Raw genomic sequence first — 20,926 nt, 5'->3', positions numbered from 1 at the left:
CCACTTTCTTTGAAGGAACTGTCATGACTATTTCCCTGTACTCAGCTTCTGTCCCGGTTTTCCAGCAGATGCTTAACGCGTTGAGCCAGATCCTGACTAAAGCCGAAGCGCACGCCACGCAGAAAAACATCCAGCCTGAAGCACTGCTGCAGGCGCGTCTGTATCCAGACATGCTGAACTTCACTCGCCAGGTGCAGATCGCTGTGGACTTCGCCAAAGGTGCATCGGCGCGTCTGGCTCAGGTCGAAATGCCGAAGTATGACGACACTGAAACCAGCTTCGCTGAGCTCCAGGCGCTACTGGCCAAGACTCTGGACTTCATTGGTAGCATCAAGCCCGAGCAAATCGACGGCAATGAAGAAATTGAAATCATCCTTCGCCCGGGCACCCCTAAAGAGAAACGCTTTACCGGCCAGACTTATCTGTTGAGCTACAGCCTGCCGCAGTTCTTCTTCCACGTAACCACCGCCTACGACCTGCTGCGCCACAATGGCATCGAAATCGGCAAGCGCGATTTCATGGGTACTGTTTAAGTCCTTTACGTCCCTAAACTGCATCGGTAAACAGCTTCAGTCGGGCGCCCTCGGTAATCGCAACGATGCCGGGGTGCTTGACCTTGCGCTCCACCGAAATGGCATAAAACGACTCGGTCACGGCATCCGTCTGGCCGAGTAGCTGCACGCCATACTGCGCCTGCACTTCATCGGCAATCACGCTCGGCGCGACGAATATCCCGCTGCCGGATTTGCCAAAGGCCTTCATCAGGGCACTGTCGTCGAACTCTCCGACGATCCTCGGCTGAACCTTCAACTCCGCAAACCAGCGCATGAGTCGACTGCGCACCACGGTTTCCTGCCCTGGAATCAGCAGCGGTGCACCTTGCATGCCGAGGGGAAAGTCTTGCCCATAGCGCTCGAAAAGCTCCGCAGTGGCAAAAAAACTGATCCCGCATTCGCCGAGCTTCTGGCTGTAGCCTTTGATGTCCAGGTGAGGAGGCATCGGACTGTCGGAGATCACCAGGTCCAGTCGCTGAATCGCCAGGTCAGCCAACAACCGTTCAAGTTTGTCTTCCCGACAGGTGATACGCATCGGCTCGCTCAATTCCATGGTCGGTGCGATCAGCCTGTATACGATGGACTTGGGCACCACGTCCGCGACGCCAACGCGAAACAATATCTGCGGTTCGTCCGGCTGTGCTCGCAGAATGGACTCCAGCTCGTTACCGAGTTGAAACATCTGCTCGGCGTAGGGCAGGGTGAGGCGACCCGCTTCGGTGAGCTCCAGCTGTCGACCGACACGCTGAAACAGGTCAACGCCCAAAGACTGTTCCAGCAGACTGATCTGGCCGCTGATAGTCTGGGCCGTGAGGTTTAACTGGTCGCAGGCGCGCACGATGCTGCCGGTTTTGGCGACCACCCAGAAATAATGCAGCTGTCGATAGTTAAGCATTGATTCTTCTCGGTTCGGTATTTACGAAGTATACCGCTTAAAAATACGAATTTTCCTGATGGTTCGATCTCTCTAGAATGCTGGCCTATCGCCGGAGTGTTAAAAACCGGTTAAATTTTCGAGGCTCTAGATGATTAAATCTCTCTATGCTGCATTACTGGCTGTACCGTTATTGGTGTTGGCGGGCTGTGACCAGATTGAAAGTTCCAGCAAACAACTGCTGAGCACTGCAACTGATTCAGCCAAACAGGCTATCGACGATACTCACAAAGCCGCAACAAAAGCTCTGGATGATGCCAAGCAGGACTTGTCCATGGCTGAGCCCAAGGCAGAGCAGAAAGACGACGAAAGCAAGAAAGAAATCTGACTTTTACCACTGACTGAATCAGGGCAATACACATGGAATACCTGTTAGAACTCGCTTCAAGCCCCGCTGCATGGATTGCCTTGGCCACTCTGGTTGTCATGGAAGTCGTGTTGGGCATCGATAACCTGATTTTCATCTCTATCCTGACTAACAAGCTACCGGCCCACCAGCAGTTGAAGGCACGGCGCCTGGGTATCGGTATGGCATTGTTCCTGCGCCTGGGCTTGCTCAGCACCGTCGCGTGGATCGTACAACTGACCGAGCCGGTGATTGAGATTCTGGGGCAGGTATTCTCCTGGAAAGACATGATCCTGATCGCAGGTGGTCTGTTCCTGGTCTGGAAAGCCACGACCGAGATTCACCATAGCGTCGATATCAAGACTGAAGAAGAGAAGAAGCTGGATACCACCATTACCCTCAGCATGGGTGCGGCGATCAGTCAGATTCTGATTCTCGACCTGGTGTTCTCCATCGACAGCATCATCACGGCCGTGGGCATGACCGAACACTTGCCGATCATGATCATCGCTGTGGTATCTGCCGTAATCGTCATGTTGGTGGCCGCCGAGCCTTTGGCCAAGTTCATCAACGACAACCCGAGCGTCGTGATGCTGGCGCTGGGCTTCCTGATCATGATCGGTATGACACTGATCGCAGAGGGCTTCGGTGCTCACGTGCCTAAAGGCTACATCTACGCTGCGATGGCATTCTCTGCCTTTATTGAAATCCTGAACATGATGTCCCGCAGGTCCAAGCTCAAGAAGGAGGCGGCTGCTCAGACATCCAAAGCGTGATAGCTGACGGCGCCGCTTAAAAGCTGAAAAGCAAACGGCCGGTATGAATACTCTTCATACCGGCCGTTTTCATTGGATACTCAATGGGCCGGTGCGTGTGGGCGGCTCTTGATCGGCTTCAGCGGCTTTGTTGGCGCGGGCGGCGCGCTGCGGTGATGATGACGACGAGAAATCCGCATCACACCCCACAGCATGGCAGTGGCCACGGCCAGCCAAGCGGAGATCAGCATCACGATTGTCATTTCCAGGCTCATACGTCCTCCACGGACCCTGCTTTTTCATCTACGGTCCTGATAATCGACAGTCTAGTCCGTAGCATGTTTCCGTTAGTTGACCAGTGGTCGAACTTCATGACTAATTTGATCTATGCAAGGCTATACGTTGCGTATTGAGGCTATACCCCGACCCCGGCGCGTCCTATTATCTTGTCCGAGCTGGGCCGAGGGTTGTCCGGCGCTTGTTGAAGTGAGTGAAAATGTCGCCGGTATCTCTCTTTTTCCGTGTCGCTGGCCTGAAGCGTCTTGGAATACTCGTTGCCGTTGTATTGACTCTTGGCGGTTGTGCTTCTGCTCTGACGCCTGAAATCAAACGCCTGCCGGATCGCGTAGAACTCAATAATGTGCCGTTCTTCCGCGGCAATGCCTACCAAAGCGGCCCTGGTGCGCTGGCGAGCATGCTGTCTAATCAACGAGTGCAAATAACTCCAGGATTGCTGGATAAATCGCTGCAGTTGCCCGGCGGCGAGGCCAGACTCGAGCAGAATATGCAGCAAGTCGCTCGACAGTATGGCTTTCTGGTCTATCCGCTGGACTCGGGTCTTCAATCGCTGCTGACTCAGGTGTCAGCAGGCTACCCGGTGATGGTGCGTTTCGCTGAAGGCGCAGTATTTACCGAGCCTCGTTACGGGGTGCTGGTGGGTTACAACCGCATTAAACAGACGGTTCTGCTTCACGCAGGCATGAATCGACACTTGCTGATGAGTTTCAGTAGTTTCACGTCGGCCTGGGAAAAGACTGGCAGTTGGGCTGTGCTGATTCAAAGCCCGCGCCAACTGCCCGCCAATCTGGATGAGCAACGCTGGTCGAAGGCAGCCAATGATCTGGCTCAGGCGGGGCAAGAGCAGGCGGCTGGTGAGGCTCTGAAGACGCTCAAAGCCCGCTGACTCTGCAGGGAAGCGCCTGATCAGGCGCTTCCCTCGCAATCACATACCGAATTTGTCTCTGAGGCTGTAATACCAGGCACCCAGCGCGGTGAGCGGCGTGCGCAGCAATTGTCCGCCGGGGAAGGGGTAGTGCGGCAGCCCGGCAAAGGCATCAAAGCGCTCGGCCTGTCCACGTAACGCCTCGGCAAGCACTTTGCCAGCGAGATGGGTGTACGTCACTCCGTGGCCGCTGCAGCCTTGAGAATAATAGATGTTGTCACCCAGGCGCCCGACCTGTGGCAGTCGCGACAAGGTCAGCAGAAAGTTGCCCGTCCACGCGTAATCGATCTTTACGTCCTTGAGTTGAGGGAACGCCTTGAGCATTTTCGGGCGAATGATCGCCTCGATGTTCGCCGGGTCCCGCGCCCCGTAAACCACGCCGCCACCGAAGATCAGGCGCTTGTCTGCCGACAGTCGGTAGTAGTCCAGCAGGTAATTGCAGTCCTCGACACAGTAGTCTTGGGGCAGCAGCGTCCTCGCCAATTCTTCATCCAGCGGCTCGGTGGTAATGACCTGCGTGCCGCAAGGCATCGACTTGGCAGCCAGCTCCGGCACCAGATTGCCCAGGTAGGCATTCCCCGCGACGATCACAAATCGTGCTTTGACTCTGCCTGACTCCGTGTGAACAACCGGATTGGAACCGCGATCAATTCGTATGGCAGCAGACTGCTCATAGATGACGCCGCCCAGCGATTCCACGGCAGCCGCTTCACCCAATGCCAGATTAAGCGGGTGGATATGGCCACCGCTCATGTCGAGCATGCCGCCGATGTATTGATCGCAAGCAACCACTTCGCCCATACGGCGCTTGTCCAGCAACTCGAGCTGGGTATGGCCATAACGTTCCCACAGCCGTTTCTGGGCTTCTAGATGACCCATCTGCTTGTCGGTGATGGCGGCAAATACTCCGCCGTCTTTCAGGTCGCACTGGATCTGATATCTGGCGATACGCTCGCGGATAATCGCTCCGCCTTCAAACGCCATTTGCCCCAGCAGTTGGGCGTGTCGGGGGTCGACAGTGCGTTCGATGACATCGATATCGCGGCTATAACTGTTGACGATCTGCCCGCCATTACGGCCTGAAGCGCCAAAGCCAACCTTCGCGGCTTCCAGTACCGTCACCTTGAAGCCATGTTCAAGCAGAAACAGGGCGCTGGACAGACCTGTATAGCCAGCACCAATGATACAAACGTCAGTTTCCACGTCTCCCTGCAACTGCGGGCGTTCCGGAACTGGATTCGCCGAAGCCGCGTAATAGGACTGCGGATAAGGAGTGTTCGCCATCCTTCAACCTCCGTTTAATATATTTTACGAATGGCTCGATCCTACCCGAGATCAAATATCTCCACCAGCCAGCCACTAAACAAAGAAGGAAAACAGGGAAGGCAAAAAAATTTGCATATTCATGGAGTTAGCGCGAAAAAAGATGTTGACACACATTTGAATATCCGTAGAATGCCGACCCACAGCAGGCGCGTAGCTCAGTTGGTTAGAGCACCACCTTGACATGGTGGGGGTCGCTGGTTCGAGTCCAGTCGCGCCTACCAAACAAAATCCGGTCCTGCTGCCGGTACAGAAGGGCCCACCGAGAGGTGGGCCCTTTTTTGTTGGCTGCTATTCAGCAGTTTTGGAAATATTTTTGAAAAACCCCACTTAGAATGCCAATTCGGCTCCCACTTCGGCGTACTCGATTTTCTTCTCGTCATACCCCTCCTGAGCGTTCCAATAGGTTTTGCATCGAGTTGCGTTCGCTTGCGGGCTTTCGGCGAATAGTGAATAAGGTAAGGGCAGGATCGCCGCAAGACTATTCCTGCTGACAGTCAAAAATCGCGCAACTCGTCGAACAAGTCCAGCAAGCCATCCATGTCGACCAGCGCCGCACCGTGCTCGCCCATTTGCACCGCCAGTGCGTTCAGGCAACCAACCAGCGCTGCATGGATCTCTTCGCACTCGATCGTGCCTATGACGCTGCCGCGCTGGTCGATCTGGTTGAAGGTCGCCACATAGGCGGTGACCATTATGGACAGGGCGGCCTGTACGGCATCGGCCGCCATGCTGCCGTTGACGCTGCGCGTGGCTGACAGCAACGCTTTGTAGGCGGAGGCCGCTTTTTTTGCCTTGGCGGGAGGCATCTCGTCGCGGCCATCCCAGTCGCGAAACGGGTTGTCCAGGTTTTCGGCCAGCCATTGGCTTTTGCGCGGCTGGGTCACCGAAAGGTCCAGGCCCAGGGCAGCGGCTTTTTTATATCCCTTCTTGACAGCCTGCGCCACGTCAAACGGCACGCTGCTAAGCCACAAGGTCGACAGGCGAGGCAGGTGTTGCGGTGCCGGAAATTGCTCTGCCGTGTAACCGAACAGGTCGTGCAAACTCAGCATTTGCAACTGCGCCAGCGCAGTGATGGCAGGCAGGTTCGACACCATGCCCGGCTTGCCTCTCAGATCCAGAAACCACAGATCAGGGAAACGCGCTACCACCGTCTCTAGGTCGATCTCCTTGGCCGCATAGAGCGTGAGGCCGCCCAGATGATCGAGGCCACCGAAGGGTTTCACGTCGCCCTTACAGGTCAGATACAACGCGCGTCCCTCGTCGCCGCAGTGCAGTTGCAACTGTGGCGATGGCTCGCCACGCAGTATCAGATGCATCAAATCGTCATTAAGGTGCACCTTGCTCACGCCGGTCACATCAATGCTCAGGCGTCTCAGGCGGCTGTTGCGCAGATCAAGCTCCGTCACCTGCGGCGAACGCCACAGCAGCTCAGTGATAAAGGGATGCTGATTCACATAGTCGAGCAGGGCCTGTGAACCATGCTCGGTGTGAATTTTTGTCAGGCATGGCAGTTGGTCGAGCTCAGCAAGATCTGTGACTGACTGCAAGACGTTGTCTTCGATGCGACTGGTGTCCTGGCGCAACACATGACCGCCAATTGTCACCTCGACGTCGCCTGAAGCAGCCTTGAAACGCTGGCGCCGGGCGACATCGATCTGCTCCCATTGCCGCTGGTGGTACATGGTTTCGCCGGTATTCCAGTGGCCATAAGTGGTGGTGTCTTCAAGAACCAGCGGCGCGATATTGCCCACCAGAGTGTAAGCGGCGGGCACCTCGGCGTTGACATAAACGTGTTCATGCTTGTCACGCCGGAAAAAGAAATCGACCACCAGCGGGCGCATGGCCGCCAGTTCGCTCGCCTGCGGCAAGGCGTCGCCGCTCCAGTCCAGTTCCAACACAGCCGCCATCTGCTGGCCCTTGCGCTCGCTGTTCTCCTTGAGCGCCGTCACTTGGCAGGCGACATACTGCCGCAGCTTGCTCGAATAAACGCTATAGATATCTCCAATCTCAGGCGCCACAGACTGTCCTTTCAAAGTTCACCTCATGTCGGTTAGACCGTAATCTAGCATGAGGGCAAGCTTCGGCCTGCGCGGCTGTGGCGGCCGTAGCGCAGCTTTGGCGCTGTCCATTATAGTCAGGCACCTGAGACGGGTAGGTGTGATTCAGTTTTGGGGGGGTAGTAGGTATTTGATGGCTGCCTGACGGCAGGGCGAATCTATTTTTTCTTTGCGCTTGCCTCTTCAGCAAGGCACTCAAGAGCAAACTGCTCTGTGTACGTCATCTGGATCGGAGTGGTCTCCCCTTTGACGGTTCTTTCGCCTTCAAGGATGTAGCGAATGCGCTTATCCGTCACACCGATGCGCTTTGCGATCCAGGACGGTGTTTGTCCGATGCGCGAAATCAGTTTGTCGGCGTATTCGGTGGAGGGGTTATAGCGTTCAGCGTTGGGTGTCATGTGAGGTCCAGATGAGGGTTAGTCCGTGATGCATAGCATCAGTATGCAACACGGTCGGCCTGATCATGACATTTAGCTAGCTCGATGTGATCACTCCCATCTGCTCAAACGCCCATCGCATGCCCTGACATGCCGTTGTGGATTGCCGCAATGGTATGTGGCGGCATTTGCTGCGTTGAATCGGTAGCAGCCTCGTCAGTTGGCAACGCTGGAGCGCACAGTGCCTTCAACATAGCCGACTCTGCATCCAGTGTCCTGATTGCTTTCGCGTGGTTCGCTGCGATTTCACTGAGAGTTGACACGTTACGTCTCCTGGTTATATCCGGCGCATCGCTGCGTCCTTGAGCTTGAGTAAATAGTTTGCTGCGTCAACATTAAGTCTTTTCAGTGCGGCTACTCACCTGTGTAGCAAACGCTACGCCAGTAAGCGGCCTATTGGGCCGGGAGAACGGCCGTAAACGTATCCGTCTATCGGATAAAGGTGCGGGGGCGATAAGGCGCACCTGCTAACCGCGTGCTTGATCAACCCGCAAGCGACCTTTATCCGTATTGATTTGCTTAACCGCGAGATTCCGAGCGGGCTGTCTTGGTCTTGGGTCCTGCGAACACCCAGGCAATAAGCCCCAGAACGGGGACAAACACCAGCGCCAGAATCCACAGGCATTTGCTTTCACGGCTACCTTCGCTTTTGACGATTCGCATCACCACCAGAAACTCGACGACGACCAGAATGGTCGCGAATACGATCCATAACACGGGCATATTCATGATTGATGCTATTACGTTCCAGCTCTCTGAGTTACCCATCGTCATACACTCCCTTGGTCGTTAATGTTTAGTCACGATGGCGCTGCAAGGGTTCAATCGACGTGATTTGTGGGACAGGGGCTGTCGCTTGGCTTCATGCGGATCGAGAGGTAGGTTTTGTACTCTTCTGCATTCCGGCTGCCGCGTTGAATTGATCGAGTGAGTTTCAGCGCCGGTTTTACGGATTGCTTGGCACTAAGCAAGTGCTTGATGCATGACCGTGGAGAAGAGGCTGTATAGAGGGAGGGGGGCAGGGCTCATGAAGAGCCAGCGACGTTCGTGCGGAGAAACTTGACTCGACATTATCGTGCAGTAGCCTTTGCTAGCCAGTGACGAATTTGCCTTTCCAGAATATCTCGCGTCGGTCCTTGCGGCCGATTCTCTCGTGCTTGCTAAGCCCGTAAATGCTTTCAAAAGCTTCGCTGTCGATGGCTTTATACATTTCCAGCTCTTCAGCTACCAATTGGTCGTACCGCGCTTCAGTAATAAAGCGATAAATGTCTCGCTGGTAGAAAAAGCCGAATTGAAATGCCAGGGTTTCACTGAAGTATTGTGATGTTGTCGGGAAGCAGTTTTCCAGGTCTATAGCCATGGGGATATCTTGCGGCGCCAGATTGACCATCACATTATTGGCCCAGAAATCCATGTGAGTAATCTGTTTGTTATGCAGCACGCGCAGGAGGCGAAAAGAAAGCTGGATGAATGTTTCGATCTCCCCTGGGGTCGACTCAATCCACGTCATGCCATTGATGTGCTCGCTGAGCAACTCAGTGAATATAAAATATTCCTGAGTGATTCCGAGTGGCGATTTGCTGTAGCCGAAACCTGCAAGAGGAGCAATCGGTGCGCCGCGACGATGAGCTTCAGCTGTATTGAGTACTTCTTCCACCGGCCAATCATACATGCCGTTTCGCTTGGCTCGTCCCAGGGTTACCCGGATTTTTGCTTTGAGGCTGTCGAGTGGCTGGGCTTTGGCAAAAAGTTCGTCTTCTACACCTTTCAGTGGAGCACTTACCCGCTCAAGGCCCGCAGCACGCCTGCCTTCAACCAGATGACGCAGCGCATCACGCTTGGCATCAGAGGGCGCTTTGACCAGGAACAGCGTGGAATCAAGATGTTTGAAGGTATGTGGAAACTGCTGATAAATCTCTTTGACCGCGGACATAAATCCTTCTTTATTCAGGCTAACTGCTATTCCATGCCGCATCTTAACAGTGGCGATAAGCTACATACAAACGGACTAATTCTAATTCGCGCGACGTCGGTGTGCAGATTTGTGCTGTGAAGCCATCAGGATAAAGGTGGCGGTTTTCCTGGCAGTCGACATTAATCAGGAGGTTATGGCTTGAACGGTCAAACCACAGGTTTCGTTTTTCACAAATCTGGGCTATAGCTAAAGCTCATTATTTTGTAAGGCAAGGAGCAGTCGATGTCGGAAGTAGAGCAGAGCCTCACAGCCACGTCCCAGGACGTGAAATATGATGAGCTGATCGCGCATCTGAAGGATCAAGGCAAGCAAATCGACTGGTTATTGCAGTTTCTGGTCAAGTTTGTCGTCACCACGCCGGTAGAAATCGGCATAACGCTCTCTGTTGGCGGCAATCTCGTCTCAGGTCAGTTGATCTCGCACGACACGTACTTCAAGCAGCTTGCTGAGGATATGGCCGCTCCGCTGGCTCAATTTGACGGCGGCGTCGACGAGTCCATGAAAAAAATTATCTTGTCCTTCACGCCTGGCGAGTCGGCAGACGAAACCACGGCATTTCACTTCATTCATTTGAAAGACTGCAAAACCTACTCCAGCGACCAGAGCCCTATTTGCGCAGAGGGCGTGTTGTGGCGCGGCAAGATTGCCTCAGTGGACGGATTTACGATGGGCCTGCTGGTCAGGACCTGAGCCATACACACTTGATCAAGCCCCGGCACATGCCGGGGTTTTCTTATGGCTCAAACGTCCCGACCTGATAAAGCGTCGCAGATGTTCAGCAGGATCAAGGGCGTTAGATTGCAGCGGGGTGGTTACACCGCTTGTCTGGCGAACGATTTGACGATGGATTTGGTAGCCGCGCTGGCATTGAGGTCGCTGACGTTTTTGACGTGCGACCATTTGCACGCGGCAATCTCGTTCTGCGGCGCAGGTTGGGCCGAGGATGAAAGTACGGCCATAAAGATAAAGTGCATGACGTTATCTTTCTCGTACTCATCCAGGTAAACCAGATCGAGATTCTCCAGCCCGGTCTCCTCGCTCAGCTCACGAACTGCTGCCTGCTCCGGCGTCTCGCCGACTTCAATCTTGCCGCCCGGCAGAGCCCATTTTGACTTTGGCTTGCGCACGTACAGAATCCTGCCGTCACGCTTGCAAATCACGGTTGCCCGCTCTTTCATCAGTATTCACCTCTTATGTAATCGCCGCCTTATCGGGAGCGGACGCATTACTTCAAAATTGCGAAGGTGATTAAGATGTTTGATACGGTAATCATAATGTCACAAAACCTTCATTAAAATGACTCAAGCAGGAATGGTGCCATTTTTGGCCTCCCTGCCTGCTTGTTTCGGTATGAGCAGCAGAAAACTTGAGGGTTAACCTCGCGCTTGACCTTGATAGGGCTACAGAGCCCTCAGCCAGTTGAACGCGGCTGCGCATGATGAAGGCCAGTTTGCAGGCCTTCCTCCTGAGCGTGTAGGTACATATGTCTGCCATACCTGAATGCAGATCCGTCGCCCTCAAAAGGTGCAGGCAGGATGGTCTACAAATGAGCGTGGGCAGCGACTCGTAAAATAGAATACGTTTATTAATGACCGCCCATCGGAAGCTTACGGCTATATCAACGGACGCAGTGTCCTATGACTTGCAAGGGGGTCTTTGTCCAAGGGTCTCCATCGCTAAAAGGCTTAACTTATGACTATGCACATTGATTTCAGCGCGCAAGCAAACGTATTGATGTTTGAGCTGAACGACGCAACCTCCGCGATGATGGGAATGGTTGGAATCCACCAGACCACGGGGCCTGTGTGGATCGCTGCCACTGCGCGTCAAAGTCTTTCCTTTGGTCGCTGGAACGCATTCATCAAGAAATCCGAAATGTACGGTCATGCGTTGAACTGACAAAGGCTGAAAAGCGCATGACTTATCGTCACTGCATTTCTTATCGATTCAACGAGCAAGCGCGTGAGCACCTGCTCGAACTGGATCAACAGTCGCTACCCGCGCATATCGCAGCTCTACATTTACTGCAGTTGCACTTCGGCGACGCAGAGAACAGCCTGATCATGCCTACGGCCGACGCGCCTCCCGCATCGGTACTGGATCAGGCTCAGCTGTTAGGTATTACCTCCATTACCTCCCGCCCCATTGCCTGAATTATCCGGTGGTCTTTTGGCTGCCTGATTAATAATTTCACTGTCTCGTTCCAATATTTTCTGACCTTGAACCTGGTTGCGCTCAAGGCTGAAGTTCGCTTGCCGATAATTCTGGCGGCTTTCTTGCAGATGATATGAATATGCCACTTGCACGGTTTTGCACACGCCGCGAATATAAGCGCCTGCTGTCTTTGGTTTTGGAGCTTTCATGAGTGTTCCGCCCTTGGCCTCTGACCGAGCTCAATCAAGTGTTGGTGATGATCCTGCCAGTCGATACCTGGCCGACGCCGCGTCGGCTGCTGTAGCGAACTTAGGTGGTGAACCTATCGACGTAGTACTTGCCGCGATCCAGGATCGGATGGGGGATGTGCCGTGGGCGGTGTATGCCGTCGGCGACCCTATGCATCTGTTGGGGCATGGCGAAAGCCCGATGCGCTGGTCCGTGAGCGTTGCCAACGACCGGTTCGATGATTTCTGTCGCGAATACGCGTTGCAGCGCTGGGCCGCCGGTAAAGGCGAGGGCGTGCTGGCGTGGCTGGTCGCGCCGCAAAACGAAGCCTGCGACACAGACTTGCCCGCATTGGCACTACGTCTGGGGCACCGTCTTCAGACCGACGCCCTGGCGCGGGCCCAGATCACCCAGAGGGTGCTCTATGAAATTACCTATCTGGCCAGTTCGACCCGAGATCGCGGCGCGTTTCTGGAGGGCGTGCACCATCAGCTTGCTTCTCTGATTGATGCGGAGAATCTTTACCTCGCGCTCTACGATTCCGACACCGATAAAATCACCTATCCGTATTACGTCGACATCACTGATCTGGACGCGCTGGAGTCAGAGGCGTCTGAATATATGGATCGGTCACGGCTATCGATGACCGGATATGTCTTGAACAGCGCTCAACCGCTGTTTGTCGATGCGGCGGCCATTGAGCGGGCCCAGCTGCAAAAGCGCTTCTACTGCGTAGGCCATCGCCCGGAGTTCTGGATGGGGGCACCGCTGAAGAATGCCTCGGACGAAGTATTTGGCATGCTGGCCATGCAGGTGTATGACGTTTCCCGGGTTTACAGTGCCGAGGATCGAGCCTTGTTTCTGGTCGTGGTTCGCCATGTGGCCATGGCGCTGGATCGTATCCTGCACCGGGCTGATCTCGAACGAACGGTCATGTTGCGCACCCAGGAACTTTCGGCCCTCAATAACGCGCTGCGTCAGGAAGTTGCTGAGCGCGAGCGTGCCGAGCACCTGCAAAGTGCGCTGTTCCAGATAGCCGAACTGTCCAGTCAGCCTGGTGATATGGCTGAGCTGTTCCACAGCCTGCATTTGATTGTGGGCGAGTTATTGGTCGCCCTGAACTTTTACATCGCGTTGTTTGACACTTCCACGGGAGAAGTGACATTCCCTTATTATGTCGACGAAAGTCAGGCTATTCGTCCCGCTGCGCGGCGGGGCCAGCGTGGCCTAACGGAGTATGTGATACGCCAGCGCCGTGCTTGCCTGATCGATCAGGATGAAACCCTGAGGCTTGAAGCCTGCGGTGAGATTGATGTGGTGAGAGAGGGCGCCCGTTCCTCGTCATGGCTTGGGATTCCGCTGTTCGACGGCAATGATGTGCGGGGTGTGCTTGCCGTTCAAAGCTATTCGCCGCTGGTACGTTACTCGTTACGCGATCAGGAACTGCTGACCTTCGTTTCCAGGCACATCGACACCGCGCTCTCTCGGCGCAGCGCGGCTGAAGCGGTGCACACTGCGAATCTACGCCTCGAAGCGCGTGTTCAGGACCGCACCCGGGAGCTGGATTACGCCAACGCCAAGCTTCAGCACGAGAACTCTCATGACTCACTTACCGGCCTGCCGAACCGCAGCCATTTGCAGCAGCGCCTGCATGCGGAGTGGCTGGAGTTTCGCACTACCGGTCGTGAATTGGGGGTGATGTTCATCGATCTGGATCGCTTCAAGCTGGTTAATGACAGTCTGGGTCATCACTTTGGCGATCAGCTGCTGACGCAGGCAGCTGATCGCTTGCGTGGCTGCATGCGCGAGTCTGATCTACTGGCGCGTCTGGGTGGCGATGAGTTTGCTGTCTTGGCCACGGGTGCATCGCTGGATACGGCCATTGGCATTGCCGAGCGAATACTTGCGGCTTTCGATTTGCCGTTCTTCATTGATGGTCACGCGGTCTTTTCGTCCTGCAGCATTGGCGTGGTCGGGGCTGACAGCCAGTTTCATGAGATGCCTGCTGATTTGCTGCGCGATGCTGATATGGCCATGTATCGGGTCAAGAACGGTGGTCGCGACAGTTATGCGGTGTTCAACCAGGAGTTGCGCCGCGAGGTGTCGGACCAGGTCGAGCGCGAGGGCGCATTGCGTAATGCCCTCAAGCGCAAGGATGAGCTGATTCCGTATTTCCAGCCGATCATTGATGTCAACAGTGGCAAGTTGTTGGCTTTGGAAGCCTTGATCCGCTGGCGCCAACCCGACGGCAAAATTCTGGCTCCCGGTCAGTTCCTGCCTGCGCTGGAAGGCCTGCGTCTGATCGGTCGGCTCGACTTGTACATGTTGCGCTGTGTCGTGGAGATTCTTGCGCGGCCGGGCAATGAGCACTGGCCGACGGTGCATGTGAACTGCTCCAGCTACAGCATTACCCGCCCCGAGTTTGCCGGTGAAGTACTGACACTGCTGGCAAACTACGAAATGGCACCTTCGCGGATATGTCTGGAGCTTACCGAAGGTGCATTGGTTGCCGAGCCGGAGTTGGCCCGGCAATCGATGAAGCAGCTCGCTGATCACGGCATGTCAGTGGTACTGGATGATTTTGGCGCGGGGTTTTCGTCCCTCAGTTACGTCCACCAGTATCACTTCAGCGGCTTGAAGATCGACAAGTCGTTCACCCTCGAGCTGACCACCAGCTCCCGCAGCCGGGCCATTGTGCGTGCGATCGTACGGATGGCCGAGTCTCTCGATTTGACCGTGGTAGCGGAGGGCGTTGAAGATCAGGCCACCCTTGATCTGTTACGGGAGATCGGTGCGGGTCAGGCCCAGGGTTACTTCTTCGCTGTACCGCTGCCCGAGGACAAGCTGCTGTTGAATGACAATTAGTTGACCGGCAATCCTCGGCCACAGTTGGCTGCCAATTGCCGCATTTCGGTTGAGGTATAAAACTGCCTGCCTTGTAATCCGTGGGCCTTAGGGCGGCGAGTGAAATGGCATCAGTCTTGCTGTACAGGTTGTGCATCACAACAGGCAGCAGGAGGTCAGCATGATTACCGCTAGTATCAGTGCGCTCCATCACCTGGTTTCTCAGGCGGTGGCTCGCAAGACTCAAGACGATGTGGCAACCGATGCGTTCTCCGTCCCAACCGGTGCTACCAGCCCGGTCCCGGCCGTGGATCCCGTCGCGCAGAACAGTGGCAGTCAGCAGAACGAGGCATATGACGAGGCGTTTGCCAAAATGCTCCTCAGCCTGAAGACGGCTACGCAAAATACTGACAATGACGCGGCACCTTCGTTTGTCTCTGCAGGCAACGACAACAGCATTGCGGCCCGCGATTCAGCGGTCACCAGCGAAGCTGATGTGGCTGAAGTGGCATCGAAGTTCACCTCGGCTCAGCAGGAGTTCTCGGATTATATGAACCTGACGCCCGCGGAGAAAATGCGCGAGCAACTGACCGGAGTCAGTAAGGAAGAATATGAGTCCATGTCCCCTGAGCAGAAGCTGGACGCCGACACCAAGCTTCAGGCCGCTCTGAAAGAGCAGCAGCAACAGACGACCGCTGACGTAAACAGCAAAATCCTGGCGGCCCGGTTGGCGCTGGTTTAAGGCTGGCCTACGGATTTGCGTATATTCTGTGGGAGCAGAGCTTGCTCGCGATAAGGCTGTATGCGGTTCATTTTAGAACGCGTCCAGCCTTATCGCGGGCAAGCACCGCTCCCACAAGGTTCGGTGTTCGCTTTTTAAAGGCGTAGGCCTTCACCCCAACTGATCCCGATACGGCAAGTCCGGCCCGACCTTGGTGCAGGTCAGCGCCGCGGCCTGGACGGCGAACCTGAGCATTTCATCCACGGTTTCCTTGCGCAGAGTCGGCAGGCTGAGCGGGTCATCCAGCTGGTGTTCGGTCAGGAAGGTAATCAGCGCGGCCTGGAAGGTATCGCCTGCGCCAACCGTGTCGGCAGTCACGACTTTCTGCGCAGCAACTGACCAACTGCCGTGCTGGCGAGTAAAGACCGTTGCTCCCTCAGTACCCTGAGTCAGCACCACCAATTGGCAACGCTTGGTCAGCCAGCTCTGGGCGACGACCTGTGGGTCTTTGTCGGGGTAGAGCAGGTTCAAGTCTTCGTCGCTGACCTTGATGATGTGAGCGTGCTCGGCAAAGGCGCTGATCTGCTCCCGCCACCGGTTGATATCCGGTGCCGGGTTGAGGCGTACATTGGGGTCCAGGGTGATCAGCCGTTTGCCGCTCTCCCTTGCCACCAAGGCCAGCAGCGTGTCGGCGATGGGTTGAACCACCAGTGAGAACGAGCCGACATGAATCCCGCGTACCTGCTCATCCAGCTCCGGCAAGTGCTCAAGGCGCAGCTGTCGATCCGCGCAGCCCTCGCCGCGAAAGCTGTAGTGTGGCGAACCGTCAGCACCGACTGCCACCATGGCGAGGGTCGTCGGCGCATTGAAATCAATCAGGTAATCAGGTCTTACGCCTTCTTTATCCAGTACGGCGCGCAGGCGCTTACCCAGATAGTCACTGGACAGTCCGGCAAACAGGCCCGCGTCGATGCCCAGGCGGCGAAGGCCTACCGCAACGTTGAAAGGTGAACCGCCCGCAATCGCCTGAAAGCCCAGTTTGTTGAGCTGCCCGCCGTTGTCGGGCTGGCTGAAAAAGTCGAACAGTGCTTCGCCACAAACGAGAAACATAGGTGCTCCTGAAATAGATGCGTCAGTCGGGCTCAGAAGTTGGATTCAGAGCGCCTGCAACTGATTGCGATACCGCTCATAGATCTGCTGATAGTCGGCGACGTTCTGCGGGACGGGCCGGGTTTCACTGCTGTTATCGAGGCTTACGCAGCGTGCACACAGAATATCCAGCGTCTCGCCTGCCTCCTGTAGATTGGCGTGACACCATGCAGCCTGGATCGCAGCGCCCAAGGCCGCTGCTTCGGCCTGCTCAGTGCAGATCACCGGCGTATCCATGATATCGGCAACGATCTGCCGCCATACCGCGCTCTTGGCGCCGCCGCCGATCAGGCGAATGTTAGCGCTTTTGATGCCGCTGGCGCGCAACAGATCCAGACCGTAGCGCAAACCGAACGTGGTGCCCTCGACCACTGCCCGACACAGGTTGGCCCGGGTCAGATTGGTGGCGTCCAGTCCCAGAATACTGCCGGTGGCGTGGGGCAGGGCAGGTACGCGTTCGCCGTTGAGAAACGGCAGCATCGATACGCCTTCGGCACCAATCGGGGCCTGGCTTACGGCGTCGTTGAAGGCGGCGATGTCCAGGCCCAGTAGCTCCCGCACCACGCCCGTGGCATTGGTCAGGTTCATGGTGCAGATCAAAGGCAGCCAGCCGCCGGAAGATGAGCAGAAAGTCGCTACTGAAGCCTGCTCACTCACGCGTGCCTGATCGGCAAAGGCATAAACGGTGCCCGATGAGCCGAGGCTCATGGTGATCGCACCCGGATGAATGTTGCCAGTGCCGATAGCGCCCATCATGTTGTCGCCGCCACCACTGGAAATCACAGCGTTGGGATTGATGTCCAGGCGTCGGGCAATCTCCGGCAAGACCGTGCCAACCGACTGATGCGCCTCCAGCAATTCAGGCAGTGCCCGGCTCAGATTGCCGCTGGGATCAATGTGCTCAAGGATCGCCAGATCCCACTGCCGAGTGCGCACATTGAAATACCCGGTGCCCGATGCATCGCCATACTCGCTGGCGCAACGACCGGTCAGCCAGTAGTTGAGGTAATCATGGGGCAGCAGGACCTTGTCGATGCGCGCAAAGAGTTCGGGGTGCTGCTCCTTGGTCCACAGCAGCTTGGACACGGTGTAGCCGGGCGCAATGGCAATGCCGAGACGTTGCAGCGAGCCTTTTTCGCCGCCCAGATACTCCAGCAACAGGTCATTTTGCGGCGTGCTTTCGGTGTCGCACCACAGTTTGGCCGGGCGCAGAACCTGACCGTCGGCATCCAGTAGTACGAGGCCGTGCTGCTGGCCCGAGACGCCAATGCCGAGTATCTGCTGTCCGGAAATGCCCGCTTCAAGCAGCGCCCCGGCAGTCGCTTGCTCGAAGGCGGTCAGCCATTGCTGCACATCCTGCTCGCGACGACCGTTATGGCCACTGATCATGCTGTGCGGCGCAGCCCCCTGGCCCAGCACCTGGCCGGTGCGGGCGTCGAGAACGATGGCCTTGGTGCCTTGGGTCCCGCAATCGATTCCGAGAAACATAGGCACCTCAGGCAGATTTGGCCAACAGGTTTTCCAGAGTTTTGCTGACGCCCAATTGCTTGAGGCTGTTCAGGTTCTTTTCAAAGGCAGCTACAAATTCAGCTGACCGTGGAATTGCAGTACCGAAGATCTCTTCGACGTCCAGCAAGCGTTGAACGATCAAAACGTCGTCGGCCACCAGTGCCTTGCAGAACTCCGCGCGAGGATCGACGATCTTGTAGGCCACGCCGTTTTCGCCTTCGGTGCCTTGCAGGTACAACGCCCAGGCGGCCACCACTAACGAGGCGCGCTCCAGGCTACCTTGATCATGAATCAACTGATTGATGGTGGGGACCGTGAACTTGGGAAACTTCGACGAACCATCCGAGCAGACTCGCTCCAGTTGATCCGCGATTGCCTGATTGGAGAAGCGCTCGATCAGCGTGTCCTTGTAGCCTTCCAGATCAATGCCTGGTACCGAAGCCAGTTGCGGTGTGACGTCCAGGTCCATGTAAGCCCGGATATAGGCAACGAACAGCGGATCATTCATGGTCTCGTGAACGAAACGATAGCCCTTGAGTGCGCCCAGATAGGTCAGCGCCAGGTGGCTGCCGTTGAGCAGTTTGATCTTCATTTCTTCGTAAGGTGTGACGTCGTCGGTGAATTGCACCCCGACTTTTTCCCACGCCGGACGACCGTCGACAAATTTGTCTTCCAGCACCCATTGCACAAAGGGCTCGCAGACCACCGGCCAGGCATCATCAATGCCTTTTTCGTCGGCCAGTTTCAGGCGATGGGAAGTGCTGGTCATTGGCGTGATGCGGTCGACCATGGCGTTGGGAAAGCTGACCTGTTCGGCGATCCAGTCATGCAAATCCGGGTTGCCCTGGGCAGCGAACGCCAGCAGCGCTTTACGCGCCACTGCGCCGTTGTGCGGCAGGTTATCGCAGGACATCACGGTAAAAGCCGGTGTGCCCGCGGCGCGACGTTTTGCCAGTGCGGCGCAGAGCAATCCGAAAACGGTGCGCGGCGCGTCTGGGTAGGCCAGATCGTGCTGGATCTGCGGCAAGTGGGTCATGAACTGGCCGTTACTGTCATCAATGCAGTAGCCGCCCTCGGTGATAGTCAGCGAAACGATGCGAATCTGCGGGCTGGCCAGCTTGTCGATGACGGTCTGGATATCGTCCTCGGCCAGCAGCATACCGCTGATGGACGCGATGATCCGGGTTTCGGTGTCAGGCGTATCGCCCAGTTCGTAAAGCGTATAGAGATAATCCTGACTGGCGAGGGCATCACGCACGCCGCGATCTTCCGGGCGCAGGCCGATGCCGCAAATGCTCCAGTCCAGACCCTCGCCGCTGTTCATCAATGCGTCGGTATAAAACGCCTGGTGCGCACGATGGAAACCACCGACGCCAATGTGGGCAATGCCCTGAGTGGTACTTTCCGGGCTGTAGGCGGGCAGGGCGATGCTGCGCTCAAGCTGAGACAGATTCTGTTTGTTCAATTTCATGGCGATGATCCCTAATTCTCAAGCGGCGACCGGCAGGGCTTGGGCAATCACCAGGCCTTGGGCGTCGAACAAGTGGCAGTGGGCGCTATCCAGATGCAGATTGAGCGTGTCGCCATACTGGCTGGCCAGATCCCCACGAATGCGCATGGTCAGGGCTTCACCGGAGCGGGTCCGCACGTGACAATAAGTGTCGCTGCCGAGCCGCTCACTGACGTCGGCAATCACCTGCATCTGGCAGTCGCCTTCTTTGGCCAGGTTCAGATGTTCCGGGCGAATGCCGAGGGTGACTGGATCGCCGACGCTTTGTTGCGCGTTGCCGAACGGTAGGTTGATGACTGCGCCCGCATCAAGCGTCACCTCGCAACCGCTAGTATCAACGCGGCTGATGATGCCTTTGAGAAAGCCCATTTTCGGTGTGCCGAGAAAACCCGCGACAAACAGATTGGCCGGATGGTGATACAGCTCAAGCGGGGAGCCCACTTGCTCGACTTTTCCGCCATTGAGCACCACGACTTTGTCCGCCAGTGTCATGGCTTCGACCTGATCGTGGGTCACGTAAATCATCGTCGCTTGCAGTTCTTTGTGCAGGCGCGATAGCTCAAGACGGGTTTGCACACGCAGCGCGGCGTCGAGGTTCGACAAGGGCTCGTCGAACAGGAAAATTTTCGGGTTACGGACAATGGCGCGACCAATCGCCACCCGCTGACGTTGACCGCCGGACAGCTGTTTGGGTTTGCGCTCCAGCAAAGGGCCCAGCTCAAGGATGCGAGCGGCCTCATCGACTTTCTTTTTGATGACGGCTTTGTCGCCACCGGCCAGATCCAGGGCAAAAGACAGGTTCTTGCCCACGGTCATATGGGGATACAAGGCGTAAGTCTGGAACACCATGGCCAGGTCACGCTTGGCCGGCGTCACTTGAGTAATGTCCCGGCCATCCAGTTCGATGGTGCCGGACGTGACATCTTCCAGCCCGGCGATCAAGCGCAGCAGGGTGGATTTGCCGCAGCCCGACGGGCCAACGAAAACCACAAACTCGCGATCTTTCACGTCCAGATCGATACCTTTGATGATCTGGTGACCATCGAAGCCTTTTTGCAGATTTCTGATGCTGAGGTTAGCCATGGTGGCCTCCGTTCTTGTTCTTCGATATTTCAGAAATGGGTAAAAGCGACACCCCTGTAGGAGCGCACGAGCAACGCGAGGCCGCGATGGCGGTGTATCAGACAGACCGCTATCGCGATTCA

The 20,926-nt window shown here is 56.1% G+C and carries 23 protein-coding genes and 1 tRNA gene; 10 read left to right on the top strand and 14 right to left on the bottom strand.

Features of this window, described 5'->3' with window-relative positions; translation table 11 throughout:
• The first annotated feature begins 23 nt into the window (after window positions 1–23).
• The gene (locus tag CKW31_RS08830) at window positions 24–533 is read left to right on the top strand and encodes a DUF1993 family protein (protein WP_095093964.1); all 510 of its coding nucleotides are present in this window, start codon (window positions 24–26) and stop codon (window positions 531–533) included.
• A gap of 13 nt (window positions 534–546) precedes the next feature.
• Here the strand turns inward: CKW31_RS08830 and nhaR are convergent, their stop codons facing one another.
• On the bottom strand, window positions 547–1,449 hold the full coding sequence (gene nhaR, locus CKW31_RS08825) for a transcriptional activator NhaR (RefSeq protein ID WP_095093963.1): 903 nt from the start codon (window positions 1,447–1,449) through the stop codon (window positions 547–549).
• Window positions 1,450–1,579: 130 nt separating this feature from the next.
• Between nhaR and CKW31_RS08820 the strand changes: the two genes are divergently transcribed.
• Together CKW31_RS08820 and CKW31_RS08815 are read left to right on the top strand one after the other, a co-directional pair.
• On the top strand, window positions 1,580–1,816 hold the full coding sequence (locus CKW31_RS08820) for a hypothetical protein (RefSeq protein ID WP_095093962.1): 237 nt from the start codon (window positions 1,580–1,582) through the stop codon (window positions 1,814–1,816).
• 32 nt (window positions 1,817–1,848) lie between these two features.
• Entirely contained in the window at window positions 1,849–2,610 is a 762-nt protein-coding gene (locus CKW31_RS08815) for a TerC family protein (RefSeq protein WP_095093961.1), read from the top strand.
• An 80-nt stretch (window positions 2,611–2,690) separates the two neighbouring features.
• Here CKW31_RS08815 and CKW31_RS29805 read toward each other — a convergent pair whose 3' ends face one another.
• Window positions 2,691–2,864 (bottom strand): hypothetical protein, encoded by a 174-nt coding sequence (locus CKW31_RS29805; RefSeq protein ID WP_176469833.1) that lies wholly within the window; start codon window positions 2,862–2,864, stop codon window positions 2,691–2,693.
• A gap of 221 nt (window positions 2,865–3,085) precedes the next feature.
• Here CKW31_RS29805 and CKW31_RS08810 point away from each other — a divergent pair, with 221 nt between their 5' ends.
• Complete coding sequence (locus CKW31_RS08810) at window positions 3,086–3,772, top strand: hypothetical protein (RefSeq protein ID WP_095093960.1); 687 nt, start codon at window positions 3,086–3,088, stop codon at window positions 3,770–3,772.
• 39 nt (window positions 3,773–3,811) lie between these two features.
• On the opposite strand, the gene CKW31_RS08805 is transcribed toward CKW31_RS08810, so the two are convergent.
• Window positions 3,812–5,095 (bottom strand): FAD-binding oxidoreductase, encoded by a 1,284-nt coding sequence (locus tag CKW31_RS08805; protein WP_095093959.1) that lies wholly within the window; start codon window positions 5,093–5,095, stop codon window positions 3,812–3,814.
• Between the two features lie 186 nt (window positions 5,096–5,281).
• On the opposite strand from CKW31_RS08805, the gene CKW31_RS08800 reads away from it, so the two are divergent.
• Window positions 5,282–5,358: transfer RNA gene (locus tag CKW31_RS08800), tRNA-Val, on the top strand.
• 273 nt (window positions 5,359–5,631) lie between these two features.
• Here the strand turns inward: CKW31_RS08800 and CKW31_RS08795 are convergent.
• The 5 genes from CKW31_RS08795 to CKW31_RS08775 all read right to left on the bottom strand — a co-directional run bounded on the left by CKW31_RS08795 (window position 5,632) and on the right by CKW31_RS08775 (window position 9,606).
• Window positions 5,632–7,155: a hypothetical protein gene (locus tag CKW31_RS08795; RefSeq protein ID WP_095093958.1), complete on the bottom strand. Its 1,524-nt coding sequence runs from the start codon at window positions 7,153–7,155 to the stop codon at window positions 5,632–5,634.
• A 197-nt stretch (window positions 7,156–7,352) separates the two neighbouring features.
• Window positions 7,353–7,592 (bottom strand): hypothetical protein, encoded by a 240-nt coding sequence (locus tag CKW31_RS08790; RefSeq protein WP_095093957.1) that lies wholly within the window; start codon window positions 7,590–7,592, stop codon window positions 7,353–7,355.
• A gap of 104 nt (window positions 7,593–7,696) precedes the next feature.
• Window positions 7,697–7,894, bottom strand: a complete 198-nt coding sequence (locus CKW31_RS08785; RefSeq protein WP_095093956.1) for a hypothetical protein — start codon at window positions 7,892–7,894, stop codon at window positions 7,697–7,699.
• A 256-nt stretch (window positions 7,895–8,150) separates the two neighbouring features.
• On the bottom strand, window positions 8,151–8,360 hold the full coding sequence (locus tag CKW31_RS08780) for a PLD nuclease N-terminal domain-containing protein (RefSeq protein ID WP_176469832.1): 210 nt from the start codon (window positions 8,358–8,360) through the stop codon (window positions 8,151–8,153).
• A gap of 361 nt (window positions 8,361–8,721) precedes the next feature.
• Window positions 8,722–9,606, bottom strand: coding sequence for a hypothetical protein (locus CKW31_RS08775; protein ID WP_256582528.1), 885 nt, complete (start codon window positions 9,604–9,606; stop codon window positions 8,722–8,724).
• Window positions 9,607–9,828: 222 nt separating this feature from the next.
• On the opposite strand from CKW31_RS08775, the gene gvpU reads away from it, so the two are divergent.
• A complete protein-coding gene (gene gvpU / locus CKW31_RS08770; RefSeq protein WP_095093953.1) occupies window positions 9,829–10,296 on the top strand; it encodes a gas vesicle accessory protein GvpU in 468 nt (155 codons plus the stop codon).
• A gap of 122 nt (window positions 10,297–10,418) precedes the next feature.
• Here gvpU and CKW31_RS08765 read toward each other — a convergent pair whose 3' ends face one another.
• Complete coding sequence (locus CKW31_RS08765; protein ID WP_095093952.1) at window positions 10,419–10,784, bottom strand: NUDIX hydrolase; 366 nt, start codon at window positions 10,782–10,784, stop codon at window positions 10,419–10,421.
• Window positions 10,785–11,298: 514 nt separating this feature from the next.
• On the opposite strand from CKW31_RS08765, the gene CKW31_RS08760 reads away from it, so the two are divergent.
• Together CKW31_RS08760 and CKW31_RS08755 are read left to right on the top strand one after the other, a co-directional pair.
• Complete coding sequence (locus CKW31_RS08760) at window positions 11,299–11,505, top strand: hypothetical protein (RefSeq protein ID WP_095093951.1); 207 nt, start codon at window positions 11,299–11,301, stop codon at window positions 11,503–11,505.
• Window positions 11,506–11,522: 17 nt separating this feature from the next.
• Entirely contained in the window at window positions 11,523–11,759 is a 237-nt protein-coding gene (locus CKW31_RS08755; RefSeq protein WP_095093950.1) for a hypothetical protein, read from the top strand.
• On the opposite strand, the gene CKW31_RS29510 is transcribed toward CKW31_RS08755, so the two are convergent.
• Window positions 11,721–11,969: a hypothetical protein gene (locus CKW31_RS29510; protein WP_141230130.1), complete on the bottom strand. Its 249-nt coding sequence runs from the start codon at window positions 11,967–11,969 to the stop codon at window positions 11,721–11,723. The genes CKW31_RS08755 and CKW31_RS29510 overlap by 39 nt on opposite strands.
• Here CKW31_RS29510 and CKW31_RS08750 point away from each other — a divergent pair.
• Together CKW31_RS08750 and CKW31_RS08745 are read left to right on the top strand one after the other, a co-directional pair.
• Entirely contained in the window at window positions 11,968–14,853 is a 2,886-nt protein-coding gene (locus CKW31_RS08750; RefSeq protein WP_176469831.1) for an EAL domain-containing protein, read from the top strand. The two genes, CKW31_RS29510 and CKW31_RS08750, sit on opposite strands and share 2 nt — an antisense overlap.
• 160 nt (window positions 14,854–15,013) lie before the next feature.
• Window positions 15,014–15,574: a hypothetical protein gene (locus CKW31_RS08745; RefSeq protein ID WP_095093949.1), complete on the top strand. Its 561-nt coding sequence runs from the start codon at window positions 15,014–15,016 to the stop codon at window positions 15,572–15,574.
• 150 nt (window positions 15,575–15,724) lie between these two features.
• Here the strand turns inward: CKW31_RS08745 and CKW31_RS08740 are convergent, their stop codons facing one another.
• From CKW31_RS08740 to CKW31_RS08725, 4 genes are read right to left on the bottom strand one after another with little or no spacing between them, the layout of a single operon-like run.
• Complete coding sequence (locus CKW31_RS08740; protein ID WP_095093948.1) at window positions 15,725–16,663, bottom strand: carbohydrate kinase; 939 nt, start codon at window positions 16,661–16,663, stop codon at window positions 15,725–15,727.
• A 45-nt stretch (window positions 16,664–16,708) separates the two neighbouring features.
• On the bottom strand, window positions 16,709–18,190 hold the full coding sequence (gene xylB, locus CKW31_RS08735; protein ID WP_095093947.1) for a xylulokinase: 1,482 nt from the start codon (window positions 18,188–18,190) through the stop codon (window positions 16,709–16,711).
• A 7-nt stretch (window positions 18,191–18,197) separates the two neighbouring features.
• Complete coding sequence (locus tag CKW31_RS08730) at window positions 18,198–19,682, bottom strand: mannitol dehydrogenase family protein (protein WP_095093946.1); 1,485 nt, start codon at window positions 19,680–19,682, stop codon at window positions 18,198–18,200.
• An 18-nt stretch (window positions 19,683–19,700) separates the two neighbouring features.
• Window positions 19,701–20,804, bottom strand: a complete 1,104-nt coding sequence (locus CKW31_RS08725; protein ID WP_095093945.1) for an ABC transporter ATP-binding protein — start codon at window positions 20,802–20,804, stop codon at window positions 19,701–19,703.
• Between the last annotated feature and the right edge of the window lie 122 nt (window positions 20,805–20,926).

The sequence above is a fragment of the Pseudomonas sp. Irchel 3A5 genome (assembly GCF_900187575.1).
GTDB lineage: Bacteria > Pseudomonadota > Gammaproteobacteria > Pseudomonadales > Pseudomonadaceae > Aquipseudomonas > Aquipseudomonas folii.
The sequence above is the reverse complement of the archived record's forward strand: the minus strand, read 5'-3'. Positions and strand labels throughout refer to the sequence as shown.